The organism is Bacillus sp. ISL-18, from assembly GCF_018613415.1.
GTDB lineage: Bacteria > Bacillota > Bacilli > Bacillales > Cytobacillaceae > Neobacillus.
Genome location: NZ_JAGGQG010000007.1, coordinates 17,711 through 43,783 on the forward strand (window position 1 = coordinate 17,711; position 26,073 = coordinate 43,783).

At 39.5% G+C, this 26,073-nt stretch carries 24 protein-coding genes and 1 pseudogene; 5 read left to right on the forward strand and 20 right to left on the reverse strand.

Annotation, left to right across the window (positions count from 1 at the left end):
• Positions 1 to 431: 431 nt before the first annotated feature.
• Together J7E81_RS11350 and J7E81_RS11355 are read right to left on the reverse strand one after the other, a co-directional pair.
• Positions 432 to 863 (reverse strand): hypothetical protein, encoded by a 432-nt coding sequence (locus tag J7E81_RS11350; protein ID WP_215042312.1) that lies wholly within the window; start codon positions 861 to 863, stop codon positions 432 to 434.
• Between the two features lie 375 nt (positions 864 to 1,238).
• Positions 1,239 to 3,227, reverse strand: a complete 1,989-nt coding sequence (locus J7E81_RS11355; RefSeq protein WP_215042313.1) for a galactosyltransferase-related protein — start codon at positions 3,225 to 3,227, stop codon at positions 1,239 to 1,241.
• A gap of 425 nt (positions 3,228 to 3,652) precedes the next feature.
• Here J7E81_RS11355 and J7E81_RS11360 point away from each other — a divergent pair, with 425 nt between their 5' ends.
• A complete protein-coding gene (locus J7E81_RS11360) occupies positions 3,653 to 4,576 on the forward strand; it encodes an urea transporter (protein ID WP_215042314.1) in 924 nt (307 codons plus the stop codon).
• A gap of 34 nt (positions 4,577 to 4,610) precedes the next feature.
• On the opposite strand, the gene J7E81_RS11365 is transcribed toward J7E81_RS11360, so the two are convergent.
• From J7E81_RS11365 to J7E81_RS11405, 9 genes and pseudogenes are all read right to left on the reverse strand, one after another.
• A complete protein-coding gene (locus J7E81_RS11365; protein WP_215042315.1) occupies positions 4,611 to 4,829 on the reverse strand; it encodes a hypothetical protein in 219 nt (72 codons plus the stop codon).
• Positions 4,830 to 4,889: 60 nt separating this feature from the next.
• Positions 4,890 to 5,569, reverse strand: a pseudogene (locus tag J7E81_RS11370) (urease accessory protein UreH domain-containing protein).
• A 75-nt stretch (positions 5,570 to 5,644) separates the two neighbouring features.
• The gene (locus J7E81_RS11375; RefSeq protein WP_215042316.1) at positions 5,645 to 6,469 is read right to left on the reverse strand and encodes an urease accessory protein UreD; all 825 of its coding nucleotides are present in this window, start codon (positions 6,467 to 6,469) and stop codon (positions 5,645 to 5,647) included.
• A gap of 1 nt (position 6,470) precedes the next feature.
• Positions 6,471 to 7,082 (reverse strand): urease accessory protein UreG, encoded by a 612-nt coding sequence (ureG, locus tag J7E81_RS11380; protein ID WP_215042317.1) that lies wholly within the window; start codon positions 7,080 to 7,082, stop codon positions 6,471 to 6,473.
• Positions 7,083 to 7,104: 22 nt separating this feature from the next.
• On the reverse strand, positions 7,105 to 7,791 hold the full coding sequence (locus J7E81_RS11385; protein WP_215042360.1) for an urease accessory protein UreF: 687 nt from the start codon (positions 7,789 to 7,791) through the stop codon (positions 7,105 to 7,107).
• Positions 7,784 to 8,239 carry an urease accessory protein UreE gene (gene ureE / locus J7E81_RS11390; RefSeq protein WP_215042318.1) on the reverse strand — a complete coding sequence of 152 codons (456 nt, stop codon included), beginning with the start codon at positions 8,237 to 8,239 and terminating at the stop codon, positions 7,784 to 7,786. Before ureE ends, J7E81_RS11385 begins: the two co-directional genes overlap by 8 nt.
• A gap of 11 nt (positions 8,240 to 8,250) precedes the next feature.
• Positions 8,251 to 9,963, reverse strand: a complete 1,713-nt coding sequence (gene ureC / locus J7E81_RS11395; RefSeq protein WP_215042319.1) for an urease subunit alpha — start codon at positions 9,961 to 9,963, stop codon at positions 8,251 to 8,253.
• The gene (ureB, locus tag J7E81_RS11400; protein WP_308162201.1) at positions 9,960 to 10,289 is read right to left on the reverse strand and encodes an urease subunit beta; all 330 of its coding nucleotides are present in this window, start codon (positions 10,287 to 10,289) and stop codon (positions 9,960 to 9,962) included. Before ureB ends, ureC begins: the two co-directional genes overlap by 4 nt.
• A gap of 20 nt (positions 10,290 to 10,309) precedes the next feature.
• On the reverse strand, positions 10,310 to 10,612 hold the full coding sequence (locus J7E81_RS11405; RefSeq protein ID WP_215042321.1) for an urease subunit gamma: 303 nt from the start codon (positions 10,610 to 10,612) through the stop codon (positions 10,310 to 10,312).
• A 398-nt stretch (positions 10,613 to 11,010) separates the two neighbouring features.
• Here J7E81_RS11405 and J7E81_RS11410 point away from each other — a divergent pair, with 398 nt between their 5' ends.
• Positions 11,011 to 12,279, forward strand: a complete 1,269-nt coding sequence (locus tag J7E81_RS11410; protein ID WP_215042322.1) for an FAD-binding protein — start codon at positions 11,011 to 11,013, stop codon at positions 12,277 to 12,279.
• Positions 12,280 to 12,464: 185 nt separating this feature from the next.
• Entirely contained in the window at positions 12,465 to 13,460 is a 996-nt protein-coding gene (locus J7E81_RS11415; protein WP_215042323.1) for a glycoside hydrolase family 43 protein, read from the forward strand.
• A 176-nt stretch (positions 13,461 to 13,636) separates the two neighbouring features.
• Here J7E81_RS11415 and J7E81_RS11420 read toward each other — a convergent pair whose 3' ends face one another.
• Complete coding sequence (locus J7E81_RS11420; RefSeq protein WP_215042324.1) at positions 13,637 to 14,806, reverse strand: ROK family protein; 1,170 nt, start codon at positions 14,804 to 14,806, stop codon at positions 13,637 to 13,639.
• Between the two features lie 610 nt (positions 14,807 to 15,416).
• On the opposite strand from J7E81_RS11420, the gene J7E81_RS11425 reads away from it, so the two are divergent.
• The gene (locus J7E81_RS11425; protein WP_215042325.1) at positions 15,417 to 16,916 is read left to right on the forward strand and encodes an MFS transporter; all 1,500 of its coding nucleotides are present in this window, start codon (positions 15,417 to 15,419) and stop codon (positions 16,914 to 16,916) included.
• Positions 16,917 to 17,081: 165 nt separating this feature from the next.
• Here J7E81_RS11425 and J7E81_RS11430 read toward each other — a convergent pair whose 3' ends face one another.
• The 8 genes from J7E81_RS11430 to J7E81_RS11465 form a co-directional block, all read right to left on the reverse strand.
• A complete protein-coding gene (locus J7E81_RS11430; RefSeq protein WP_215042361.1) occupies positions 17,082 to 17,609 on the reverse strand; it encodes a flavin monoamine oxidase family protein in 528 nt (175 codons plus the stop codon).
• A 36-nt stretch (positions 17,610 to 17,645) separates the two neighbouring features.
• Complete coding sequence (locus tag J7E81_RS11435) at positions 17,646 to 18,293, reverse strand: helix-turn-helix domain-containing protein (protein WP_215042326.1); 648 nt, start codon at positions 18,291 to 18,293, stop codon at positions 17,646 to 17,648.
• 186 nt (positions 18,294 to 18,479) lie between these two features.
• Entirely contained in the window at positions 18,480 to 19,220 is a 741-nt protein-coding gene (tatC, locus tag J7E81_RS11440; protein ID WP_215042327.1) for a twin-arginine translocase subunit TatC, read from the reverse strand.
• Positions 19,221 to 19,340: 120 nt separating this feature from the next.
• A complete protein-coding gene (locus J7E81_RS11445) occupies positions 19,341 to 19,937 on the reverse strand; it encodes an undecaprenyl-diphosphatase (RefSeq protein ID WP_215042328.1) in 597 nt (198 codons plus the stop codon).
• Positions 19,938 to 19,959: 22 nt separating this feature from the next.
• The gene (locus J7E81_RS11450) at positions 19,960 to 20,910 is read right to left on the reverse strand and encodes an LCP family protein (protein ID WP_215042329.1); all 951 of its coding nucleotides are present in this window, start codon (positions 20,908 to 20,910) and stop codon (positions 19,960 to 19,962) included.
• A gap of 92 nt (positions 20,911 to 21,002) precedes the next feature.
• Positions 21,003 to 22,127, reverse strand: a complete 1,125-nt coding sequence (gene ftsW / locus J7E81_RS11455; protein WP_215042330.1) for a putative lipid II flippase FtsW — start codon at positions 22,125 to 22,127, stop codon at positions 21,003 to 21,005.
• 864 nt (positions 22,128 to 22,991) lie between these two features.
• Positions 22,992 to 23,291 carry an aldo/keto reductase gene (locus J7E81_RS11460; RefSeq protein WP_215042331.1) on the reverse strand — a complete coding sequence of 100 codons (300 nt, stop codon included), beginning with the start codon at positions 23,289 to 23,291 and terminating at the stop codon, positions 22,992 to 22,994.
• A 297-nt stretch (positions 23,292 to 23,588) separates the two neighbouring features.
• Complete coding sequence (locus J7E81_RS11465) at positions 23,589 to 24,443, reverse strand: alpha/beta fold hydrolase (protein WP_215042332.1); 855 nt, start codon at positions 24,441 to 24,443, stop codon at positions 23,589 to 23,591.
• A 286-nt stretch (positions 24,444 to 24,729) separates the two neighbouring features.
• Here J7E81_RS11465 and J7E81_RS11470 point away from each other — a divergent pair, with 286 nt between their 5' ends.
• The gene (locus J7E81_RS11470; protein ID WP_215042333.1) at positions 24,730 to 26,007 is read left to right on the forward strand and encodes an endo-1,4-beta-xylanase; all 1,278 of its coding nucleotides are present in this window, start codon (positions 24,730 to 24,732) and stop codon (positions 26,005 to 26,007) included.
• The last annotated feature ends 66 nt before the right edge of the window (positions 26,008 to 26,073 follow it).

Below are 26,073 nucleotides of genomic sequence, written 5' to 3' on the forward strand. Positions count from 1 at the left end.
TCTTTGATTCATTAAACGATTCTGCTCCGTTACTTCCATAAGAAAAAGCATTACCGTTGTTCCAGTAATTCACACGTTATTTTAAGTACATTTCTTCACAATATTGCACTAATATAAAAGTTTTATGAAATACTAGCTCTTTAGAATGTAAGCAATAAGGACTAATATCGTTCCTAAACCTACTAAAGATGTCCAAAAACATTTAGTTGTAACAATCGTTTTTCTTCTTAATCTAAAAAGTTATCATCAGGTCTTTGTATTATAATCTTACCTTTTAATTTCTTTAAGACTTTTATTTAGTTCCACAACCCTAGAAGTTCAAGTATAGTCCCAATTACAAATAACCAAAAACTAATACTCATCTTTCGCCCCTAACAATGAAATCGTGTAATTACTCTTTAAAAAGGTTTTAATTTCCATTTTAGTATATCTTATAAAACGTTAGTTGAATAGGAAAAAGGCTGCCGCAACAGCCTTACTCTCTTGAATTCAAGCACCCAACACAGGCTCTTCATCACCGATATTCTTATAAAGATTATCCCTGGTTTATTAGCGGATAAAATTCGTTTTGGCAAGATTAATAAGAGCTCGTTACCGCGCCCGTTCAAAACGGCTTTCATCATCCAAAGGCTAAATCCATGGGCCTGTTCAAATGTGATTTTCGGTGGAAACGACAATTCCTGGCAATTAACAATGACATCAACCAACACTGGACAATGAAGGACATGTTCTGGTACGGGGGTATCGTCTGCTTCATATCCAGCGACGTCCCCAGGTAGAACAAGAACGGACACCCCTTTACGCGAAACAGCATTCTGCATGGCGACGAGTACGGAGCGGGGCATTTGGTGAGCGGTTGTCACAACCTCACAGTAATAGCTGCAGTCCTTAAATAGATGATCGGGACGTGTTTCTTGAAAAAAATTGGTGCTGATTTCGTAGCTTGGAATATGAGTGTACAGTTTGATTTGATGTTAAATCATCTAATGCACTTAGAGTTTTTAGGAAGGCTGCCAATCATAAGATTTTACTTCAGCAAGCTCATACGCAGAGTATGGAATGAAACATTACGGGGTATAGGGGCGCCTTATTTTCATTTATTTTTGGACTTTTGTACTATCTCATTTATGAAGAGTTTTTTCGAATGAAGCAAAGTAGGGGCATGGGGGCAGTTAGTCTTTGATCGCTTTAATAGATTTCAGTGGACGAAAAATAGAAATAGGTTACGGATGGAAAACTTATTCCATTTCCTTATTATTGATCAACCCATAAAAGTAGTGATCATCCTCCCTAAACACCATAATATGCTTGTCATCATCTAAGTTTCTTACCAGTATTGGTTCTGCATTCCCAAGATCTTGAATAGTTGGCCCATACCAAGGAAAGCCATCTTCTTTGTTGTCTCTCAGCCAAAAACCCATTTGACCATTTTCCATTTTACAGACTACTCCAAATTGTCCTGTTTTACTTTGAAAAAATAATGGATTTCCCGTAACACCTTTAGCAAAAGTTTCGCCTTTGTACCACTTGCCTTTCGGTTGCTGCCAATAGTGAGTCAAAGTAGAATCTGACTGGACAATAAGCTCTAAATTACCAAATGTACTTTTGATTGGCAATGAAACGGAATATTCATCTGGATTTTTTTTATACCATGGGAACTCCTTACTATGGTACTGTTTTTTATTTATTTCACCATTAATATTAAGAATTAGATTCCTAACAGGTTCATCTCTCTCTCGTATTACAGGATGAACTAAGCCGCCGCCTTCCTTATTATTAAGCCAGGAAATTACTTCTTCCACCGAGGCATAAGGCCGATAACGGATCATTTTTGAGTCCAAAGCATTGGGATACTTCTTTAACCTAAACCCTAGTTCCTTTGCCATGTTTACAAAAACTACCTCATCCATGCCGAAGGAAACCGTTTTTACTAAGGCCTTCTTTAACCTTTGGCTTATTTCTGGATCAATCAATGATTTTACTACGGGCCTGGAAATAACTTGTCCAACGTTGAAAACTCCATAAAAGGGCTTAACATTAAAAAATTTCTTCCATCTATCAATGTCTTTCTTAAGTTCGTTACCAATATACCAATCATCCTCGGGGATTCTAAGCAAAACGGCCATGTAATCCGTATCTTCCATTTCAGTTTGGATGAATTCTTCATAACCTTTTTTTATGAACAATGCATCCGAATCAATATTAATAAAATATTCGTACTCAAGTCCCAATTCTTCTAACCATTCCATTACATCTAGAAAATAAATGGTTGTCCATCCCCGCTCCAACTTACGACTAGAAGGACAGACGGGAACACCTAAATCCTTACAGAGCAGGGGATCATCTCCGCCATTGTATAATACGATTGCGCTGTTGGGGCAGTAGTAACGAACATTATCAATTAGTTGCTTGACTAACTCTCTATCTTCGTGAACCAGAATAGCAAAACATATTTTGCTTTTAGGTGTTTCTGCTTTTCTATTTTCCTCACTTTTTAATAAATTTATCTTATTGTCCCGATCATTTTTTAGATTAGAATTTCTCTCCTTAATCAGTTTCAACATGGCCGTCTTATTCCCGCTTGCTCGTTTATACCGATTTAAAAGATCACCATTTGCTTTACCATTGGGATTTGTTTCGTAGTTTGCACTCGGATGCCATAAATGAAATATTCGCCCTTCTACATTTACGATTTCTCCACAAAGAGTACGGACTGCATGTGAAAAAGCATCATCTTCTCCACCCCACCCAATGAACCTTTCATCAAAACCTCCTACTGCTTCGAAATTTTCTCTAGGAATCACAAATAACTTTCCTGCAAATCCTTCATATAACCAGTCGGATTTCGTACATTCATTAGGTCTTATGGTAATAGAATCTGGTCCTGTTTTGATTAATCTTCTTGTCCCTTCTTTCCCCACATCGTAAACAGCAGTAAACGGAACTACCCATGATGCTCCTTTATTTAGTAACTCTATGGATTTAACAATGAGTTTGGGGTCATAAATCACATCTGCGTCCGCTATTACTAACACTTTTCCTGTTGCTTTTTTTGCAGCGAGGTTAATGGCTTTTGCTTTATTAATTTCCTCGCCATTTATGATTCCTAAACATATTTCCGTCTCAGGCATAAAATGAGCGTAAAACCCTTTAACCAATTCAAATGCATCCGCTCTTGGCCCGTAGTCTGTCTGGAAAGGAATAATGATCGAAACATTTTCTAACAAATTAACTCACTCCTTTTCTAAGAAACAATGGACTTGCCATTTTTTTGCTCATCCTACTTACCACACCTTTCTACACCTCCTCTGGTATTATTATTACTATGCGAGCTGTTTTGAAAAGGAAACAACTTGTACTATCGGCTTAATAGAAATTTATTGGACATGAAAATTATTCGACAAAAATAGATGAACATTTGACGTTGTACCAGCAGCCATTCGATCTTCAAATTCTTTGCTATATTTCGTTTTGGAATACCTATTTAAGTGAATACTACAGCCATAACGTTATTCATCAGACCTTACACGGAAAATACACTCTTGAACTAAATTCCTAAAAAAACTATATGAGTATCTTTTTATCGATCAAAACGTGGATGGAGGCTATCCGCAATAAATGTCTTTCTATTAGAACATAAAGCAGGGAGGAATTGACGATTATTAACAATAAATGGGGGTGGCTATTTATCACTTCCTTTAAGGGAATCTCCCAAGTCATTTTCATTGATAATGCTGCTTCCGGATTTATTATGTTGATAGCGATCACTCTTGCTTCCTATCCCTTAGGCATCATCGCTTTGATTTCGAGCATGGTGGGGACCTTAGTAGCTAAAATCGGCGGTGCGGACAATGAAAGTATTAATCAAGGCTTATTTGGATATAATTCGGTTTTAACGGGAATGGCCCTTTCCTTGTTTTTAACAGGAAATGACCGATGGCTGATTGCAGCGGTCGGTGCCGCGATTGCTGCCATTGTGACGGCAGCGATGATGCATTTTATGCGGCAAACTACTATTCCCATTCTTACCTTTCCGTTTATTGTTATTACCTGGTTTTTACTGCTTTCTACGTACCGACTGGTCACTTTTAAAATCAGTTCTGCCCTTATCCCTCAATCTTTATCTCATTGGACACCGGATATTAAAGGACAAATTAATTTGCTTACTGGAGCTTTGGATAGTATGGGGCAAATTTTCTTCCTTGATTATGCATTGTCCGGAATCTTGCTTTTCCTTGCCGTATTTTTGGCGGGGTGGAGATGGGGGATTTATGCGATAGTTGGAACCATTGCCGCATTGTTAACATCCTATTTTCTTAAAGGTGAACACACCTTGATCTCCCACGGACTTTATGGTTACAATGCGGTTTTAACGATGCTGGCGGTATCTGAAGTATTCAAGGAAAACCATCGATATAGCGTGGTAACAGGTATTTTTGCCGCATGTTTAACCATTCCTATTACAGCAAGCATTGATACTTGGCTTTTGCCCTATGGACTTCCTGCACTTACCTTGCCGTTTGTGGTTTGTACATGGATATTCTTAGCGGCTCGAAAAGTGATGTCCCAAATTTAATGGCTGCCTCAAAATGATTGAGACAGCCATCTAGTTATTGCTCCTTATATTCACTCATCATGCCGATTACCTTTGATTCTATTTTCTCAAGCTGTTCCTCTGCTAGCGTCTCTTTCGGATGGGGCTGGTACCAGTGCACTGTATCATGCTGAATCATTCCTTTATATTCGCTGCCATTGACGCTTAAAGAAAAATGCGGATGTTCTCTAGCTGTCCCCTCAAATTGAGGGATTATTTCAAAGTTTTCAAACATTTAATCCCCTCCTTTCCTGATAAAAGGAGTTTCTCCTATATAATGAACGAGTATGCAGTTCTACAGCCACAGCCGAAATAAACCATCGTTTACACCAAGATTATACATATAGTAAACTCCAAATAAAGTGCTAACAGCTCCGGTCGTTAAGATTAAGGACTTGCCTGTAACCTTTCTTTTCATGCTTAAAATAAAAGGAATCCCGATAATGGTTGTAAAAATCAACATTCCCACAACCGTTCCCGCACCAAAGATGAAAATATACAGTGCTCCCTGCCATACAGATTGAACGGTGCTCATCGTCAGTAAAACCATGGCGCCGCTGCCGGCAATCCCATGAACAAACCGATAAAAAGAGATTTATAATATGTACCTTTATTTGCCTTATACGTATGCTGTTCGTTTTCATGATGATGGTGATGTGAAGGTTGTCTCTGTTTTTTCCGAATGGATAACATCGCAGTGATCCCAAGGTAAACCAGCATAATCCCTACCAAAAATTCCAACGTTAGTGACCATTGCGCCGGTATTTCGTCTTTCAACAAGATAAGAATAGTCCCAATGACAAAAAGGGTGGCTGTATGCCCAATGCCCCAAAAAACACCCGCCAGCGACGCTTGCCATAATTTTTTACTCTGGCTTGCAATCGTAGAGACCGCAATCATATGGTCGGGTTCCATGGCATGCCGGATCCCCAAAATAAACCCCAGTGCTAAAACTGAAAACAATGTAATCTCCATCTTTCGTCCTCCCCCAAACATCTCTTTATTCTTATCTATTCCCGGCAGCTTCAATGAACCTGCCGGGCTTTAAAACTAATATTTTCTTAAAAAAAATGGTTTGGATTGATACCATTCTTGACTGATCATGAGGTTAATTTCCGAAAAGATTTTCTCGATGACCTGTGTTGAATTTGATAATACACGAATCGTAAAACCTGGTACTGGAAGTAAAGACAATCCGACTTTACTATCCAATGTATTCTTTTCAATAATCGTATATAACCTGTCAAGCAAGGAATTATCCACCTGAGAATCCACCACCATCATTGATCCCAAATGAGTAAATCCTTCCAAAAACCCTAGCCCGCCAAGATTTTGAGATGCAGGGTTTAATTTCAAGTGATCATATACCACCAATTCGTCATCCATGTAGATCTCATTCAGCAATTGGACGGTTTTATAGGAAAACCGCTCTCCTTGCGGTGACCAGCCTGGAGTAATGATGTCCGAATAAATCAAAGTAGCCGTACGATCCATCCGGATGACATTTTTTTGTTTGTAATGGGCATGTTGGTAGGCGATGAGCGGGTCGGGGAAATACTCGAGGTAACTTCCAGCTTTCAATATGATCTCCGCTTCTTGATAGGCAAAGGTTTTTGGTGTCTTATAGACCTTTGTTGCCCCTTGTGTTGTCAGGGTGAGCTTTGCATTCTCCGCCAAAGTGAACTTCATTTGATAACGGTCCCCGTCCAAATAGCCGCCGCCGGGATTTAATAAATAATAGCAGGCCCTCCCGGAATCATCATGGTAAATAGGGCGCATCACTTTCAATGCACCCTGAAAATAAACGTTCTTCGCCACAGTCTTCCCTTTTCTATTTTCTGCGTCTAAATGTAAAACACCTGTCCACTCTCCCATATTAGGCCAGTCCTTTTAATAACGCATTTTGCCTCAACCAATCGATGACGTTATCGAGTCCCTCTTCCTCTTTTAAATTGGTGAAGGTAAACGGCTTATCCCCGCGAAATACTTTTGTGTCAGATTCCATCACATCAAGGCTGGCCCCTACATGCGGTGCTAAATCCGTTTTATTGATCACAAACAAATCGGATTTAATCATTCCCTGGCCGCCTTTCCGCGGAATCTTTTCTCCTTGTGCGACATCAATAATATAGATTGAAAAATCAACCAACTCCGGACTGAAGGTAGCAGCGAGGTTATCTCCTCCGCTTTCCACAAAAATCAATTCGACGTCAGGATGTTTTTCCTTTAATTCATTAATGGCTGCAAAATTCATCGATGCATCTTCACGGATGGCAGTATGCGGGCAACCCCCTGTTTCCACGCCAACAATCCGGTCAGCAGGAAGGATCCCATTGTTCATTAAAAATTTTGCATCTTCTTTTGTATAAATATCGTTCGTCACCACGGCCATACTCACTTCACCATTTAAACGGCGCGTCAATTTTTCAACCAACATCGTCTTGCCTGCACCGACAGGTCCACCTACTCCAATTTTAATAGGTTCCATTAAAAACACTTCCTTTCTTCTTTTACGACATAAAAATTCGAATATTAACACGTTCATGTCTCATTTGTGCCAGCTCAATACCGGGTGAGACAATACCAAAATCTTCTTCGTCCAACTTGTCAATCTCCCCGGCAGCCTCCACTAGGGTACTTTGGACTTCACGAATGATTTTCTGACCAGCTGTTTGCCCCAAAGGGATGCCTCTTACGGCATTTTGAACAATACTCGATACCACGGAATAAAGGTAAAATAAGATCCCCGTGGACTTTGGAACACCAAGGTGATGGGCGACCATTGTGAAAACAATGGACGGGTGGCCAAAAGACTGTTTCGATTGAATCCGTTCCCTATATAAAGAAAGAATCGGGATCTCATATAAGGATTGGACAAGCTCAAGCATCCGTTCCCCCATCCTCGTCGCGCCTTCCCGCGTTTCACGAGGCAGGTTTTGTACCATCAACAATCGATCCATCTTCCAAACCTTTTGGAAGTCTTCCTCTACCAAGGCTTGGTACACTATTTGGCATGCCAATCCGTCAGAATAAATCAGCTGCTCAGCAATATATACCCGAAGCCATTGCGAAAAGGTTTCCTGGTTATGTACGGTGTTCTCTTGAATATAACTTTCAAGGCCATAGGAATGACTAAAAGCACCAGTTGGAAAATTGGAATCACAGAGTTGAAACAGGGCCAGCATTTTTTCATCCATGACTATGTCCAATATGACGAAACGCCTGCTTTACTTTGCGATTATCTCGTTTATAGGGAATTTCCAGCTCTTGTAACAGTTCTTCCACAAGATAATCATATTGAACCATCATCATATCCTCTACAAATTGGGCCGGAAGATGCCGGTTTCCTAACTGGTGAGCAATTGTCCCCATTTCTTTGATACTGCGAGGGGTGATCACCAATAAATCATCCGCAATGACATCAATGACAATCATGTTTTTTTCGTCCATATACAGGACATCTCCAGCAATAAGATCGCGCGGGTCCTTTAACCGTATGCCGATTTCCCTGCCGTGATCTGTGGTAACCCGTTGAATCCGTTTTACTAAATGATCACTCTCCAGGTAAACCTTTTCGATATGCCTTTTGATAATTTCTTCCTTTTCCATCTCTTCAATATTTGTTTCAATTCTCTCAATTAACATGCTCTTTCACCTCAAAATAGAAAATAACGCTGTGCCATCGGCAATTCTTTTGCTGGAGCACTTGTAATAAGCTCCCCATTTACCCTGACCTCATAGGTTTGCGGGTCAACGGTTAACTCAGGTGTTTCCGAGTTTAGTTTCATGTCTTTTTTCGTTAATTTCCTGATCCCATGTACAGGCAGGATCATTTTCTCCAAGCCAAGTTTCTCATGCACTTTCCCTTCATATGCTGCCTGTGAAATAAACGTAATGGAGGTTTTTGACAAGGCTTTACCAAACGCCGCATACATGGGACGACTAACCACTGGCTGCGGTGTTGGAATCGAGGCATTGGCGTCTCCCATCATTCCATGAACAATCAATCCACTTTTTAAAACTAATTCTGGTTTTACACCAAAAAATGCTGGATTCCAAATGACTAGGTCCGCGATTTTTCCAACCTCAATGGAACCGACATAGTCAGAAATTCCATGTGTAATCGCAGGATTAATCGTATATTTGGCAATGTATCGTTTAGCCCGATTATTATCGGATAGCTTGCTATCTCCTTTTAGAGAGCCTCTTTCTTTTTTCATTTTATCGGCTACTTGCCATGTCCTGAGAATAACCTCGCCAACCCGGCCCATCGCTTGCGCATCCGAACTGGTCATGCTGAAAATCCCCATATCCTGGAGCACATCTTCTGCCGCAATGGTTTCCTTTCGAATCCGTGAATCGGCAAACGCGATATCTTCCGGAACCGATGGATTTAAATGGTGACAAACCATGAGCATATCTAAATGTTCATCTACTGTATTAATCGTATAGGGCAGTGTTGGATTGGTGGAGGATGGCAGTACATTCATAAAGCTGGCTGATTTGATTAAGTCAGGCGCATGGCCTCCCCCTGCCCCTTCCGTATGGTACATATGAATAACCCGATCCTTAATGGCTGCCATCGTGTTCTCAACAAAACCTGCTTCATTTAAGGTGTCGGCATGAAGAGCCACCTGCACGTCATATTGGTCGGCAACCCGTAAGGCATGATCAATGGCTGAAGGTGTTGCCCCCCAGTCTTCATGTACTTTCAAGCCGATAACCCCTGCTCTAACTTGTTCCGCTAATGGCTCTTCAGCCGCCGCCTGACCTTTACCGGTTAATCCCACATTGATGGGAAGCCCCTCTACTGCCTCAAGCATTCGGTGAATATTCCATTCCCCCGGGGTAACCGTCGTTGCTCTCGAACCCGCAGTAGGACCGGTACCACCACCAATTAAGGTGGTCAGCCCGGAAGTTAAGGCCACTTCCACTTGTGCAGGATTAATAAAATGCACATGTGTGTCAATTCCACCAGCTGTCACAATCATCCCTTCCCCGGCAATGATTTCCGTGGAGGCACCGATGATTATATCGACTCCATCCATGACCAATGGATTTCCGGCTTTACCGATTGCGGATATTTTCCCGTCGCGAATTCCGATATCTGCCTTGTAAATGCCTGTATAATCCAAAACGACGGCATTTGTAATGACTACATCTGGTATTCCATCACCGCGTGTGACGAGTGGGTTTTGGCCCATTCCGTCGCGGATCACCTTCCCGCCCCCAAAAACGACTTCCTCACCATAGGTGGTATGGTCTTTTTCGATTTGAATGATTAAACCCGTATCCGCCAGGCGAATGGAATCTCCTGTCGTAGGGCCAAACATCTGGGCATACTGTTTTCTTGGCATTTCAAAACTCATTTGCGATGCCCTCCTTCGATCGAGCCGTCGGTTTTGTTGTTAAAGCCGTATACTTTTCGTTCACCTGCATATGGGACCAAATCGACTGCTTTTTCATCCCCTGGTTCAAAGCGGACAGAAGCGCCTGATGGAATATTTAGCCTTCTACCATACGCTTCTTCCCTCATAAATTTCAACGATTCATTCACTTCATAGAAATGAAAATGTGAACCCACTTGAACCGGCCGATCGCCCGTATTCGTAACCTTTATCCTTAAAACGTCTCTTCCCTCATTGCAAATAATGGGTTCTTCTTTTAAAAACAATTGCCCTGGTTCCCATTCCACCTGAAATCCCTCCATTGTCGTTACCGAATTGGATCATGCACCGTTACTAGTTTTGTTCCATCCGGGAAGGTGGCTTCGACCTGAACATCATCAATGATATCCGCAATTCCTTCCATTACATCCTCCCGTGTTAAAATGGTTGCGCCATATTCCATTAATTCTGCGACCGTTCTCCCATCTCTTGCCCCTTCGAGCACTTCATAAGTAATAAGGGCCACTGCTTCGGGATAATTTAGTTTCAAGCCTCTATCTCTTCTTCTTTTTGCCAGATCAGCTGCCACCACAATCATTAGCTTGTCAATCTCACGAGGTACAAGTAACATTATCCATCCTCCTTTGCTTTCTATAAGTTCCAGCACACCTACCATATTTCTCCATTGGATAACTATTTAAACACAGAAACAAATAAATAGTTGCACCCGAATAGCGCCAACTAACTAAGCAAAAACATCCTAATTTTTGAAATCATTAAAATTATAAATTCATTCACATAAACGATTAGGATGCGGTAAAATTTTCTTTTGGAGAGCAAAAAATTAATAAAAAAATACTATATTGTAAGATAGTTAGTTTACTCACGGATAAAAGTAGGCAAGCAAACGTCTACATCCCTTTATGACTCATGCTGCTATGTTGATAGCTATAATAGTTGAAAACTCTTTCATTTTAAGTATAGTAAGAGATAAGCAAATAGTGATAAAAGTAAAAATGGAGGATTTTCATGGCTAAGAGAAATTGGGCAGGTAATTATCAATATAGTACGAATAACTGGCATGAACCGGAAACGGTTGAAGAAGTTCAACAATTGGTTTCAAGTTTAAAAAAGCTGCGTGTGGTCGGATCGCGTCACTCTTTTAATAGTATCGCAGATTCGAATGAGAATATGGTTTCATTAAAGAAGCTCAACAAGGTATTATCCATTGATCGAGAGAAGCGAACTGTAACTGTGGAAGCAGGAATCAAGTATGGAGAACTTTGTCCTGTACTTCACCAGCATGGCTATGCCTTGCATAACCTTGCTTCCCTTCCGCACATTTCGGTTGCTGGGGCAATTGCTACAGCCACACATGGTTCAGGTAATGGCAATCAAAATTTAGCGGCAGCGGTCCGCGCGATGGAGGTAGTCACTGCTGATGGAAGTATTGTCACTTTTTCAAAAGAACAATCGGAAGAAGAATTACATGGCGCCGTGGTTGGCCTAGGTGGATTAGGTGTAGTGACAAAGCTTACACTAGATGTCCATCCAGCACATCAAATGAGGCAGGATGTTTACGAGAACCTTCCGTTAGCACAATTAGATGAACATTTTGACACTATTTTTTCTAGTGCCTATAGCGTTAGTTTGTTTACCGATTGGCAGGATGAAAGGTTCAACCAGGTATGGCTGAAGAGGAAACTGACGGATGATCAGACTGTTTCGTTTGAAGAGGAATTTTATGGAGCAAAAGCGGCCAAAGAAAATCTCCATCCCGTACCGGGGGTTGGAGCAGAGAATTGCACAGCGCAGTTAGGGGTCCCAGGGGACTGGCTTGATCGGATGCCACACTTCCGAATGGATTTTACTCCTAGTAAAGGTCAAGAGCTGCAAAGTGAATATATTTTGGCACGTAAGCATGCCTATGACGCTCTTTGTGCAGTTAGTGAAATCCGTGAACAAATCGCACCACATCTTTTAATATGCGAGGTGCGGACCATTGCACAGGACAAGCTGTGGTTAAGCCCATCCTATATGCAGGATTCTGTTGCTATTCACTTTACTTGGCAGGATAACTGGGCGGATGTTCAGAAGGTGCTGCCACTCATCGAAGCCCAACTTGAACCTTTTCAAGCTAAACCACATTGGGGAAAACTGTTTACTACCTCCCCTGCAAACATACAGTCACTTTATGAAAAGATGCCTGCCTTTTTGCAATTGCTTATGAAGTATGATCCAAATGGCAAGTTTCGCAATACCTTTTTGAATAACTATATCTTTAATGAGGCAGAGTGAAAGCACTTAGCATAATAGAGTGATATTACTTGGTTTGATAAAACTACCTAATCAGAGGATCTATTTTGCGTCTTTTTGGATACATGCCAACGTTTGTCCCCGGACATGATAGTACTGATGATTGTGTTGTTGCATGGATGAACTTTATGAGCCAATTAAACTACGTATTCAGAGGAGAATAAAACATGGATAAAATCGTCAAACCAAATGAACCTTTGGTTGAACATATTTATACGGCAGATCCTTCTGCACATGTATTTGAAGGGAAACTTTATATTTATCCTTCCCATGATATTGAACATAGTGGAAAAACGATTGATGATGGTAGTGGTGATCAATATGCGATGGAAGATTATCATGTTTTGTCGATCGATAATTTCCATTCCCCCTGTGTAGACCATGGCGAAGCACTTCATATTCGAGATGTTCCTTGGGCTAGTAAACAGATGTGGGCACCAGATGCTGCTTTTAAAAATAACCAGTATTATTTATTTTTCCCAGCAAGAGATAAGGATGGGATCTTTCGACTCGGTGTTGCGACTGGCACGAATCCTGCGGGTCCTTTCAATGCTGAAGAAAATTTTATTCCAGGAAGCTTCAGTATTGATCCTGCCGTTTTAGTGGATGACGACAACCGATCCTATGTGTATTTTGGCGGACTTTGGGGTGGACAATTAGAGAAATGGCAGACGGGTACATTTATTCCTGATGCCGAGGGGCCTGATCCGTCACAGCCGGCGTTAGGACCAATGGCCGCAGAATTAACTGAGGACATGCTTCGTTTTAAGGACAAACCGCAAGAGATTACAATTGTAGACGAGAATGGCAAGCCAATTCTTGCCGGAGATGAGGAAAGAAGATATTTTGAGGGCCCATGGGTTCATAAATACAATGGAAAGTATTATCTTTCTTACTCTACGGGTACGACCCATACCATTGTTTATGGAATCAGCGAAAATCCTCTGGGTCCATACGTTTTCAAAGGGAAAATCTTAACCCCTGTCATCGGCTGGACCACCCATCATTCAATTGTTCAGTTCGAGGATAAATGGTATTTATTTTATCATGATTGTTCCCTGTCTGACGGGGTTGACCACAAGCGCTGTGTAAAATATACCGAACTAAAATACAATGCAGACGGAACCATTCAAACCATCGATCCTTACTCAGACAAAGCATAGGAAAGTCGATAAATACATAAAAAGACCTTGAAAAGCTTTATTAGCCTCCAAGGTCTTTTTTACTAAGATTTCTGCCGAAAAATGGGTATCCCTTTTCATTAACCCTTCCCCACTATTTCGCTCCCAAACTATGTTTTTCATTCCGAATATGTTAGCTGATTTTGCAACTGGTCATCCTAGTCCTTAACCATCATGGAATCTTCAAGGAATTTTTTGATCATAAACGAAGCCGCTCCGAGGACGGCGGCATTTTTGTTGAGCTGGGAGATGAAAATCTCACTTTTTAGCGGTATATGCCTTGATATCCTACTTGAAACCGTCTTCTTAATCGACTTTAAAATGATGGGATTCGCCTCAATCAGGTTACTTCTCAAGACAATCGAGTCAGGGTTAAACGTATGAATCAAGTTCGTTAAACCAACTCCAAAGTAATACCCAAATTTTTCTATTTCCATCAATAGATCGCCATCGTTTTCCTGAATCATCTTAGTGGCCTTTTCAAATGTCAGTTCCCTTCCATTTTTTATTCTGGAGAGATTCGTAAAAAATGCACGTTCAGATGCATACAGCTCCCAACAGCCTTGGTTTCCGCAGCCGCATTTTTTCCCATTGAATTCAATGGTCATATGCCCCATTTCTCCCGAAACTCCACCTGATCCGCGGTAAAGCTGGTTGTTTACCATGATGGCCAGGCCAATACCAGTTCCTACGCTTATATAAATGCTGTTATCGGAATTCTTAATGGCACCATACAATTTCTCGGCAATAGCTCCGGCATTTGCTTCATTATCAATGAAAACAGGAAAGGTAAAATGGGCTTCGAGCAAATTTTTTATGTCAACTTTGTCCCAATTTGAATGGGGAGTATATAAGACCGTTTGATTCTCATTCACAAATCCATGTACCCCTACCCCGATCCCAATAATGCCATATGGAGATTCCGGTGCATGATTCGTCACCAGCCTAATTCGATCAATTAAAATTGATTTAAGCGCTTCCAATGACTCGTTTGCAAATTCAAATAAGTCAGAGAAAAGCAAATTCCCCTCTAAATCACTTAAAATCGTTTGAATATAATTGGCAGCAAGTTCAACTCCGATAGCATAGCCGGCATTTTTATTAAAAACTAGCAATATAGGTTTTCGGCCCCCGTTTGACACTCCCACCCCAATTTCGGAAACAAGCTGTTTTTCGATCAATGTATTCGTTTGCAAAGAAACGGTTGCTTTGTTCAGATTGGTTATTTCCGAGAGGTTTGCCCTGGAGATCGGGTAGTGTTTCATAATCGTACTCAAAATAACTTTTAGACTATGCATTTTGTTATCATTTTGTTCTGCTAGTTTCACCTATTCTCCTCATCTCTTTAGCTGTTTATCTTTTCAATCTAACGGCCGATTCCTGTATTTGATTATTTTTTTATTATATCGTAAAAATTTATAAGTTTGTATATTGTTCAATTAAAAAAGATGTGTTAGTATAGACACACAATTTAGTTTATCCGATGGACAAACTAAGTTAAAAGTAATTTTGTTTTTTTTGTGCTAAAGTAGTGAAGGTTTCACGTTAAAATTACTAGTTAAAGAGGTGAAAAAAGGCTTTACAGGAAAGTAAATACAACATATTTACTTTTTAGAGAATTTTAAGTATTGTTTAGGATGATTAGATAAAGTATCTTCTTTGTTTATTTAAACAAACAAACTAAGCGGGTAAATAATTTTTTTCATTCCTTATATTGAAAGATTTCTAGTTAGTTAGTGAATGTCTCGTTCACTTCATAAAGTATTCAACTTTTAGTAGAGTTACTTATAATTTTTTACCATTGGTGAAAGCGGTTAACCCTACTATTGAATCTATAAAGGATCGATTGGCTCATTTTTTCAACTAGATTTTTTTTAAATGTCTATTATGTAAGCGGATAAACCGATTGAAAATTTAACCGTAAAGGAGATTTATGACATGGCTTTAATGGAATCAACCGTTAAACAAATGAACAAAAACACACAAAACATTCAACAAAATGAGTACCATAAGCTCAGCCTTTCTGAACGGATCGGTTACGGTCTTGGGGACTTTGCCCAAAACCTCGTATTTGGTACTGTCGGAGGTTTCCTGGCTCTCTATCTTACTACCGTAAATGCCATTGGTACGGCAGCAGCAGGGTTCATCTTCTTGTTTGTCCGAATCGTCAACGTATTCTGGGATCCGATGGTTGGTACCTACGTCGATAAACATACATTCAAAAACGGTAAATATCGTCCTTGGCTTTTGATTGCTGGTGTTCCACTTGTTATCTTAGCAGCGATGCTCTTTGTTCCCATTCCAGCCATTCGTGGTTCAGTACCCATCGCCTTTATCACTTACTTTTTGCTCGACTTGGTTTATTCTGTCATAAACATTCCTTACGGTTCATTAAATGCTTCACTTACACGTGACCCTGAATCCGTAGATAAAATCACAACCACTCGTATGATGCTGGCTAACATTGCTAATCTCTTGGTTTACACACTGTTTCCAATGTTTGTCCAAATGGCAGCCCCAAAAGACCGCTCCATGAAAGACACAGGTTTTTTTGGTCTCAAGATCAACATGGGTACTTATACCGATGCATCTGCAAGTCATGCTTGGTTTGGGGTTTACATGGTTTATATGATACTTGGCGCTTTGGCTTTGTTCTTCTGCTACCGTCTCACAAAAGAACGTGTTGTTGCCACTGCTGAACAATCTGCAGAAGTAAAAGCTTTAGACCTGTTCGTTGAATTGAAGAACAACAAGCCACTCATTATTCTTGGGTTCTTCTTTATGCTTGCGTTCACCTTTATGTTCTTCATGAACACAGTAAATGGATTCTTTAATCAGTACACGGTCAATCACTCAGACTGGATGGGTGCAGTAGGTCTCATCGCCTCTATCCCTGGTATCGCTTTCCCAGTCTTCTGGCCAAAATTAAGAAAAGTCTTTGGTAAAAAGGGATTCTTCCATTTCTTCCTTGGTATGTTTGTTGTTGGTGAAATCCTTACTTGGGTATGGTCGTTAGATGGCATGCATGATTCACTTTTCCTTGCTTATGTTTCAACTTTTATTAAGCAATGGGGTCTTACTTCTGCAACTGGTTTCATGTGGGCACTCGTTCCTGAGGTTGTCTCTTATGGTGAAATGAAGTCTGGAAAACGTAACGCTGCGATCATCAACGCGATCATGGGTCTTTTCTTTAAGATTGGTTTCACTCTTGGTGGTGCCATTCCGCTTTGGTTCCTTGCTGCTTTCGGTTTCGATGGAAATGCGGCTAAACAAACAGCTAGTGCTCTTTGCGGTATCAATATCACAGCGATCTGGATTCCAGCAGCACTCGCGATTGTTTCGATGATTGTTATGGCTCTTTATCCACTTTCAGATAAAGACGTGGTAGATATCAATAAGAAACTCGATGCTGCTCGTGCCAAAATCAAACGAGCCTAAAAATAAAGCTTATAAAATTTGAGCTAACTAAAAAAGGGCAAACATGCTGCCCTAACCGGTACCCGATAGAGTAGACACTATAAAAAGGTCACTCCTATCGGGTACTTTTATTTATAATAAATTTATAGTTATTTCATGGACCATCTTTCATCTTTGGCAGCTTATTTATTTTTTAAAAAAGTCCTCAAAAATCTCTCGTGCAGCTCTTTCTCCAGACTCCACTGCTCCATTTAAATACCCTGGGTAATTAGTAGAAGTGTGCTCGCCCGCAAAGAAAACATTTCCTTCCCTCTCCCCTAAAACTCCACCAAATTTTGTATGCTGGCCAACCTTCAAATAGGAATAGGAGCCTTTGGTCCATTGGCTGCTAAGCCAGTGATCAACAGTGGCTAGTCCATTCCAATTCTTTTTACATCCTGGTAACACTTGGGTTAACTTGTCCAAAAATTCGTTAGTCCTTTCTTCTATTTTATCATTTGTTAACGCAAACAGTTTGGCAGCCGTTTGCCCTCCTGTAAAGTTAGCAAGAATTCCTGATTTGCCTTGTTGGGCTCGTGTGGACTCGAATGTCTGCTGATAGCCTTCATCTGCAAACGTCTCTCCGTTATAGGGCTTGCCTCTAGACCTAATCGTAGAAGGAACCTTGAATAAATAGGAACAAGACCCCGATTGAACGAACTCAGGGTCTCCAATGGCAAATGCTGCTTTTCAATAAACTTTTATTGTAGTTTAAAGGGTCTTTATTGATAGCCATTTCATTACAATTTGAATGGCGATTGCATCATCAATATAACCTAGTGGTAAAAAATAATCAGGAATCACATCAGTTGAGATAATAAAATAGATCAGCGCACTGCCAATCAAGACAAGTTCTCGTGGAGTCCCATTTTTTGTGATGAATTTCTCATACATACCCTTGATCTGATTTATAAATGGACCCACACTGCCTAATTTTTTAATCTTTTCTCCAAAGTTCTTGAGAATATTTTCTGTCCCCTCTTCAGTTTGTACATATTGCTCATATTTAGCTAAATGCTGTTCCACACTTTCAATATTAAATTCTCCATCTATTAAATTGGTGGATTCCAATAAGAATTGAATACTTTCTACCGTCGTAAACTTCTCGGAACTCTGCTGCACCTTTTCTTCCATTGGATAACCAGCAAGGGCAAATAATTCTGAAAAAGGGACTCCAAGATGTTCAGCAAATTTTTGTAAGTGGTCGGGAGTAGCCTTACGTTTACCGTTTATAATCCTTGAGATTGTTGCTGTATCAATATCAGTAAGTTCACTTAGCTTTCTCATAGATAGAGAACGTTCTTTTAATAATCTTTTTAAATACAAACCAAGATCAGTTTCTGTTCCTTTAACTGGCATCTCTTTTGTTCATCCCTTCCTATACTGACAGAGCTATTTATGTTTTATGGTTCCATTAAAAATAGTAGTTGTTAGGTGATTATTAAGTATAGTATTTTTAAGTGTTTCCTTGTAATATGATGAGAGTTAATAGAAATATACACATTCATTGACAATATGTCAATAATATTGTAAAAAGCTCACTCTCTATTCAGGATTCCTTTCATCAAGTGGTGCCAGAAGTTTTTGATTTCGATTATAAACCAGTTTGGAAAATAAAACACTAATTTCATACAACAGAATCAGTGGTATAGCAACTGAAATATTTGAAATAAATTCTGGTGGAGAAATCATTGCAGCAATGATTACGAGAATGAAATAGGCATATTTTCGAAGTCTTTCAATAATATACGGATTCATTAACCCTATAGTCGTTAAAAACATTGAAACCAGAGGCAATTCAAACGCAATCCCAAAGGGGACAGTCATATAAATTAAAAAACTAAAATATTTATCTGCAGTAAACGACGTGACTAATAGGTTGTTACCTATATTGGTAAGAAAGGTGAGGACATTCGGAAATATAAAAAAATAACCAAATGTAATCCCTCCTACAAAAAGCAAGAATAAGGCAGGGATATAAGCCAGCATTATTTTTCTCTCCGAAGACTTTAAAGCAGGTTTTACAAATAACCATATTTGCCATGCAGCAATTAGAATAGTTCCAGCTAATGCTGCAATAGTTGCAATATGAAAATAAATCGACATAATATCGCTTGGCCCCAAAACCATTAATTTATCATGCAGATTTCCCATAAGAAAATAATATATTTCCTTCACATAAACAAGGGCTAAACCGAGAAATACTAGAAAAGCAATAGCTGAAATAATTAATCTTCTTCTTAATTCACCGGTATGTTCCAACCAATCATGTTTTATATCATTCATTGTTTACACCTGCTTTTCCCTACTTTATGATTATGAAATAGTTGTATTCTAGTTAACATAATGCTTCCTTGTGACAGAATCGCCCTTAAGTCTATCTTCTACAAGTATGTATCAACGGTCCTAAATCTCTCCTATAACGTAGTGTTCTTTCTTCTCCTCCCTATTGGAAGTGAATGGAATTTTATTATAAATAGATAGGATCAATGTAAAAAACATTTTTAAAAACTTATCTGCTTTATAGATGAGTATAGTAACGATGATAGCAACACCTATGCTTCCGAATATATCCAGTGGATAATGGTGCCCAACATAAACACGAGAGATTCCTGTTAAAAATGCTAAAAAAATCATCCCAGTTCCTATTTTCCGTTGACGTAAAAAAATGATAATAGAAAGTGCAAAAGCACCGGTTGTATGGTCACTAGGAAAAGATGCATTGGCTGCATGAGAGAGTAATAGATGAACGTTATGTGTTACAAAGGGACGCGGCTCGAAATAAATATGTCCAATAACAAAGTTGATGAATAAACCAAATGCACCAGTAATAGCTGCTAGAAACACGGTGAATCTATCCCTTTCCTTTCCAAAAATCCACATCATAGCAAGCACTACAGCATAAATAAACACTGCCTTTTCAGTAGAAAACATCATCAGCTGGTCTACAAAAGGATGATTGCCTGCAAATTGGTTAATGGATTGAAACCATTGATAATTCATAGATCCCACTCACTTCTTTGATTTATTTTGTTTCTTCTCCGTTGGCAGATAAGAAATCTATTAAGGTCTGTTTATTTTTTTCTATGTCTATTTTTAACACAGCTCCGACATTAACCGTCTCATTACTATATGACCCTTGGATAGGTATTCGGATGGTTTCGATTGGTTTTGATTTCGCCTCAAACAGACCTTTGCCGACGGAGAGCAGTGTCGGTGTGTCTACATTTGTAACAATGTAAGGGTCGGCCATTCCAAGAATTCTTGGAATCTGAAGGAAATTTTGAACACTGACTGCTTCTTCCTTAAGCTTAGAAACTACTTCCTGCTGTCTATCAACCCTGCCGAAATCACTTAACCGATCGTGACGAAAACGGACGTATCCTAACAGCTTATCACCGTGTAACATTTGTTTGCCGGGCATTAGGGTCATCCCAATTCCATAAGACATTTCATATGGAATATCAACCTCAATTCCCTCCGGGGCAACCATGTCAACCAATTTTGAAAATCCTTCAAAATCAATCATTGCATAGTAGTTGACATCTACATTAAAATTCTCTTTTATCGTTTTCCTCATTAGCTCTGGTCCGCCATAGGCAAAAGCAGCATTTATTTTTTGTTTGCCGTGACCGGGAACATTCACATAAGTGTCTCTCATAATGGACGCAATTCTAAAATCATGAGTGTGTTGGTTATAATGAGCGATCATCAATGAATCAGAACGGGCATGATCTTCGCCTCTTGAATCACTCCCAATTAATAAAATATTGATCTCTCCAAATTTAGGTTCAGCACCCTGGAAGTCAGCATTTAAACTTTGATCCTCCGTATAGGGACCAACACTTGCTTCCAATAGTCCATACCTATATTGAAAAATGCAATAACCAACTATTAACCCCAATAGTAAAAAACAACTTAATAGAATGTTTCTCCATGTTTTTTGTTTTTTCTTCATTCTTTCTGTTCTATTCATATTCCTATCTCCTGTTTTGAATGGTATTTTAGTTTGTTGAATGCAGTTTTTTGATTAGACCCTTTCATACTAGAACTATTAAAATCTTATTTTTAGCTGGGCTTCTTATGTATATTGGTCTTTTCATCCCATGATAAATTTAATAATATCCCTGAAGAAATTAACATGAATATTAACGAAGATCCTCCATAGCTTACAAAAGGGAGCGGTATTCCTGTAACGGGTAGAAGGCACGAAACTGCACCTAAGTTAAATACCGCTTGTACGATCATTTGTAATGTTAGTCCTATCGCTAATAACTTGCCAAATGGTTGATAGGTTTTGAGTGCAATGCGTACACCACAATACATAATTACGAGGTAAGATAGGGTAATAAACAACAAACCAAACACCCCAAATTCCTCTAAAATAATTGCCATAATGAAATCAGTATGTGCTTCAGGAAGATACCCCAATTTTTGAACACTATGTCCAAATCCTCTCCCCCATACACCACCGGAAGCGATTGCTTCATACGAATTTATTAATTGAAACCCTTCACCATCCGGATCCTCAAAAGGATTTAGGAAAGTCATAATCCTTCTCAAACGATAGGGAGCTGAAATCGCTAAATAGCCAATTCCTCCTATTGAGATACTGCCTAAAAGCACTAAGTGGATCACTCTTACTCCTGTACAAAGTAAAATGAAACCACAGGGTAATAGAATCGAAGTAGCTGTTCCTAAATCAGGCTGTTTTAAGATGAGGAAAAACACTAAGCCTAGTATAAAAAGTGGAGGCATGACACCTTTCCAAAAGTGATCTAAATAGTCTTGTTTTTTGGAGTAGATATAGGCGAAATAAATAATCATGGCAAGTTTCACCGCTTCTGTAGGCTGAACAATCAACGGACCTGCGCTGAGCCATCTTTGCGAGTTATTTCTTTCAACCCCCACCCCTGGAGTCAAGACCATTAGCAAGGCCAAAATGGAAAGTACCACTAAGATTGGACTAAGTCTTCCATAAAGACGATAAGGAATAACGGATGTAATGGCCATTAATACCAATCCGATGCATAACGAGTGGAATTGTTTATGGAAAAAATATTTAGGATCATCATAATTCATGGCTGCGTATGGATAACTTGCACTATAAACCATAAGCATGCCAAAAAAACAAATACAAATAATCGTCAAAACTAATAAATAATCTGTCTTTCTAATCCGTTCAATAAACATTTCATCACCTCAATCAGTTGCGTTGATCGCTTCTATTTCTTTAGATGTAAAATAGAAAGCCATGAACAACAAAAAGACTGATATTAATAAGTTTGACATTATATCTTCTATGAAGAATCATCAGTACAGCACATTAAACCAAGCATTAATGAGTTGTTATGTAAGGGGAGGACCTTTATATGACGGGACGTACTACACCTGTTACGCCTCATCACGTTTTGGGGTATAACTTGGGGCCTCATATACTAGAGTATATACTCAGCTAGTAAACTATATTATTTTGTTGACAATTTGTCAACAAGGTTCAACAAGGTTCAATGATACTAAGCTGTTCAATTCTCCATATAAACAAATCATGGGGGAATAAGCCTTGGTACTGTTTCTTCTTACATTAGGAGTGCTTTTATCATGTGGCTTCCACTATTGAAAATGGATTAGAGTGGTTAAGGAGACGAAGTTCTCTTTTTTTCGGAGATTCCTTTATGAGAAAAATCCTGGAGAGATATTTCAACCTTTTATTCACTGGTTGGAGGAAATAAAATTTAGATGAACCTGTACTGGGAGAAGGTGAAATTATCCCTCCAATGCAGGATTTATAATCTCTACACAGAAGGGATAAAATGAATGAACCCAAACAGCTATTGGCAAGTTTATTCCGATAAAATTGCTTCCTAATTCAGAAAATAAAGTTCCACTTCGATCGGAATATTTTCATTCTGATCCCGATAAAGAATTCATGCTTACCAGATTGGTAAGAACCCATCCTAGATTACGATATTCCATCCCATCATTCTCCTGCTATTAGTAGAATTAGAAATTAGTGTATCCTATTTTCAAGTTACTCTCTGCCTTCATTTCGTTGGTTTATAGCATCCTCATTAAATGGTAGGTAACATATAAATCACTGGCTTTGTTCAATCGGACGATTTGCTCCTTCGTTAAGGACCATCCGGATGCACCTAGGTTTGCTTCCAGTTGTTCCATCGTTCTTGCACCAATAATTGGAGATGTTACAGCTGGTTGATTTAATAGCCAGTTAATGGCCGCTTGAGCCGGCGTTTTTTCCGCTTCCTTCGCCACCGCATATAACGTCTCTAAGACTTGCCAAGTAGATTCATTAGTATAATTGCTCCAGGACTCGCCCCAGCCTTCGTTTTCCGCCAAAGCTAAACCCGACTTCCCTAAATACGAAATTCCATTGATTTTCATTCTTAAATTTTTATGTAGGAACTATGTTTTTTACTGATTAAATTGATATACAGAGAGTGGAATCAGTATCTATTCACAACCTAGTAGATCTGGCTTAGAGTTTATTAGTTTTTTAGCTTTTTTATCAAATCTCTTCCTTATGATAGTTTGTTTACTAAATCAACTAATTGCTTACATAATTATTATCATTATTTTTTAAAAAGTTTGAAAATAAAAGGAGTCGCAATGTGAAATAAAGAGAATTTTTCTTATTTATAGGCAAAAAATGAATGAAGATGGCTTGCTATTCTCCTTAGGCACATGATGGTTATCCGGTCCAAAATGATCTGTTTTAGGAATGGTCAAAGTGCGGCATTTTGAAATTGTTCTTTCGAGTTCTAGAATCATTTGTTTTATGCGGGGAGAACTTTTGCCTCCCACCATTAAAAGTGTATCGACCTCTACGCCCTGGTAATTTCTATAAGTGCCCGAAAGCCGCATCACTTCTCGATGTTCATTTAAATTTTCTGGAAGCAAGGATACTATTCTTTCCCAGCGTTGTCCGCGTACCATTAGTTTTAATAAACCTTTCACATACCATTTCGGCAGCTTTGTTAGGGGTGGTGTATGTCCAATCCCTCGAACAAAATGGGCGAAGGCCTCTCGATCATCTTTATTTTTTATGGCCAGTTCGTAATCGGTCAACCACTGCCATTGCTGTGGGTCAATGAAAACACCTGGCTCATAGAGAGCTATTTTCTCAATGGCAGGGTCTTGTCGTGCAGCCTCGAGTGCGACCAATCCACCGTAGCTATGCCCCACGATAAAATTGGCCTTCGTTTTATTTCGAACGGCCTGAATATCCTCAAGTTCTTTGCCTATCCCATAATTTTCTCCTTGTGCCCCACTCATTCCCCGTCCCCTTCGGTCCATGATGTGCACCAAAAAGTTTTGGGCCAGATGCTTTGCCAATTCCGTATAATCTTCTGAATCGCTAAATGCACCATGTATAATGAGAATTCCAGGCCCCTCCCCCAAACTTCTGTAACCAATCGTGGTCCCATCATGGGAACTGACAGTATGTTCTTTAAACAAATCCAAGTAGTTAATTTGAGATGAATTAGGCATTTAAACACTCCCCTTTGGTTGGCTCGGGTAATCAATGTAGAAAATAAGTCACGATCACAAATTCATCAACAATGTATGCGAAAAAAGCCTTATTTATGAGTTTTTGAATGGAAGAGCTAGATCCTCATCAATTATTCATATGGAAGGCAAAAAAGTGAAAAAATTAACTATATTTCTAGATACTTAGTTTACTGGATAAAGTAAGTCTGGTAAAATTTAATAGAAATACGAAAGCGTTTTCTCTAGCAGGCTATGCGAAACATGGATGAACTATTGGAGGGATAGAATGGGCCAGACAAATGAATTTGCACACCGAATGGCACGCAAGACCATTAAACTTGTGGATGAATCAGGAAATCCTGTTAAAGGAAAGGATGTCTCACTAAGACTAGTAAACCATCAGTTTTTATTTGGCTGCGGTATTTTTGATACGATCGAAGTAGCAAATAAAAGTGTAACAGCAGACAGACTTGCCTTTTTGGAAGATAAGTTGGATAAATTCTTAGATGTTTTTAATTTTGCCACCCTGCCCTTCTATTGGGGAGTTTTTCCTGACTATTGGGGTGGGTTTGAGCCTGATAAAGGAAAACCGCGGACAAACGAATTAAAGGCTGCTGCACAATGGTTAAAAGAAAGAAACGTAACCGTGAAAGGACATCCTCTTGTCTGGCACACCGCAACGGCTCCATGGCTTCTTGATATGAGCAATGAGGAAATCTTGAAAGCACTGCTGGTGAGAATTGAACGTGAAGTAACCGGCTTCAAAGGCTTAATTGATATGTGGGATGTCATCAATGAAGTAGTGATCATGCCCATCTATGATAAATATGACAACGGCATTACCCGGATTTGCAAAGAGCTTGGCCGTGTTGGCATGATTAAAGAAATGTTTGCGAAAACACGTGAATCTAATCCCGGCTCGACTCTATTATTAAATGATTTTAATACATCGATTAACTATGAAATCTTAATTGATGGATGTTTACAAGCTGGGGTTCCAATTGATGCGATTGGAATTCAGTCTCATCAACATCAGGGTTATTGGGGACGTGAGAAATTAGAAGATGTACTAGACCGTTTCTCCCGCTTTGGTCTTCCGATTCACTTTACGGAAAACTCATTGTTATCCGGGCATCTTATGCCGTCTGAAATTGGCGACCTGAATGATTACCAGATTCCAGATTGGCCCTCTACCCCAGAAGACGAAGAACGCCAGGCAAAAGAAGTAGAAGAAATGTATTCGATTTTGTTTAAACATCCACGAGTTGAAGCCATTTCATCGTGGCAGTTCAGTGATGATGGGGCCTGGATTGGTGCTCCTTCAGGCTTCATCAGAAAAGATAATAGTTTAAAACCGTCTTACAAAGTCCTGCAGAAACTAATCAAAGAAGACTGGTCGACAAAAGTGTGCTGCAAGACAGATGACAACGGAATGGTTTCCTTTGAAGGATTCCTTGGTGATTATGAGCTGGTTTGTGGAGATAAAAAAGTAAACTTCCAATTAGATAAAGATGCTGAAAATGTACAGATCCTAAATCTAATCCAGACAGATGTACTAGTGTAGGCTTCCGTCCCCTTTCTGCGGGTTTCTTAGCACCGGAAAAGTGATGGCTGAACGATCAATCTGGAA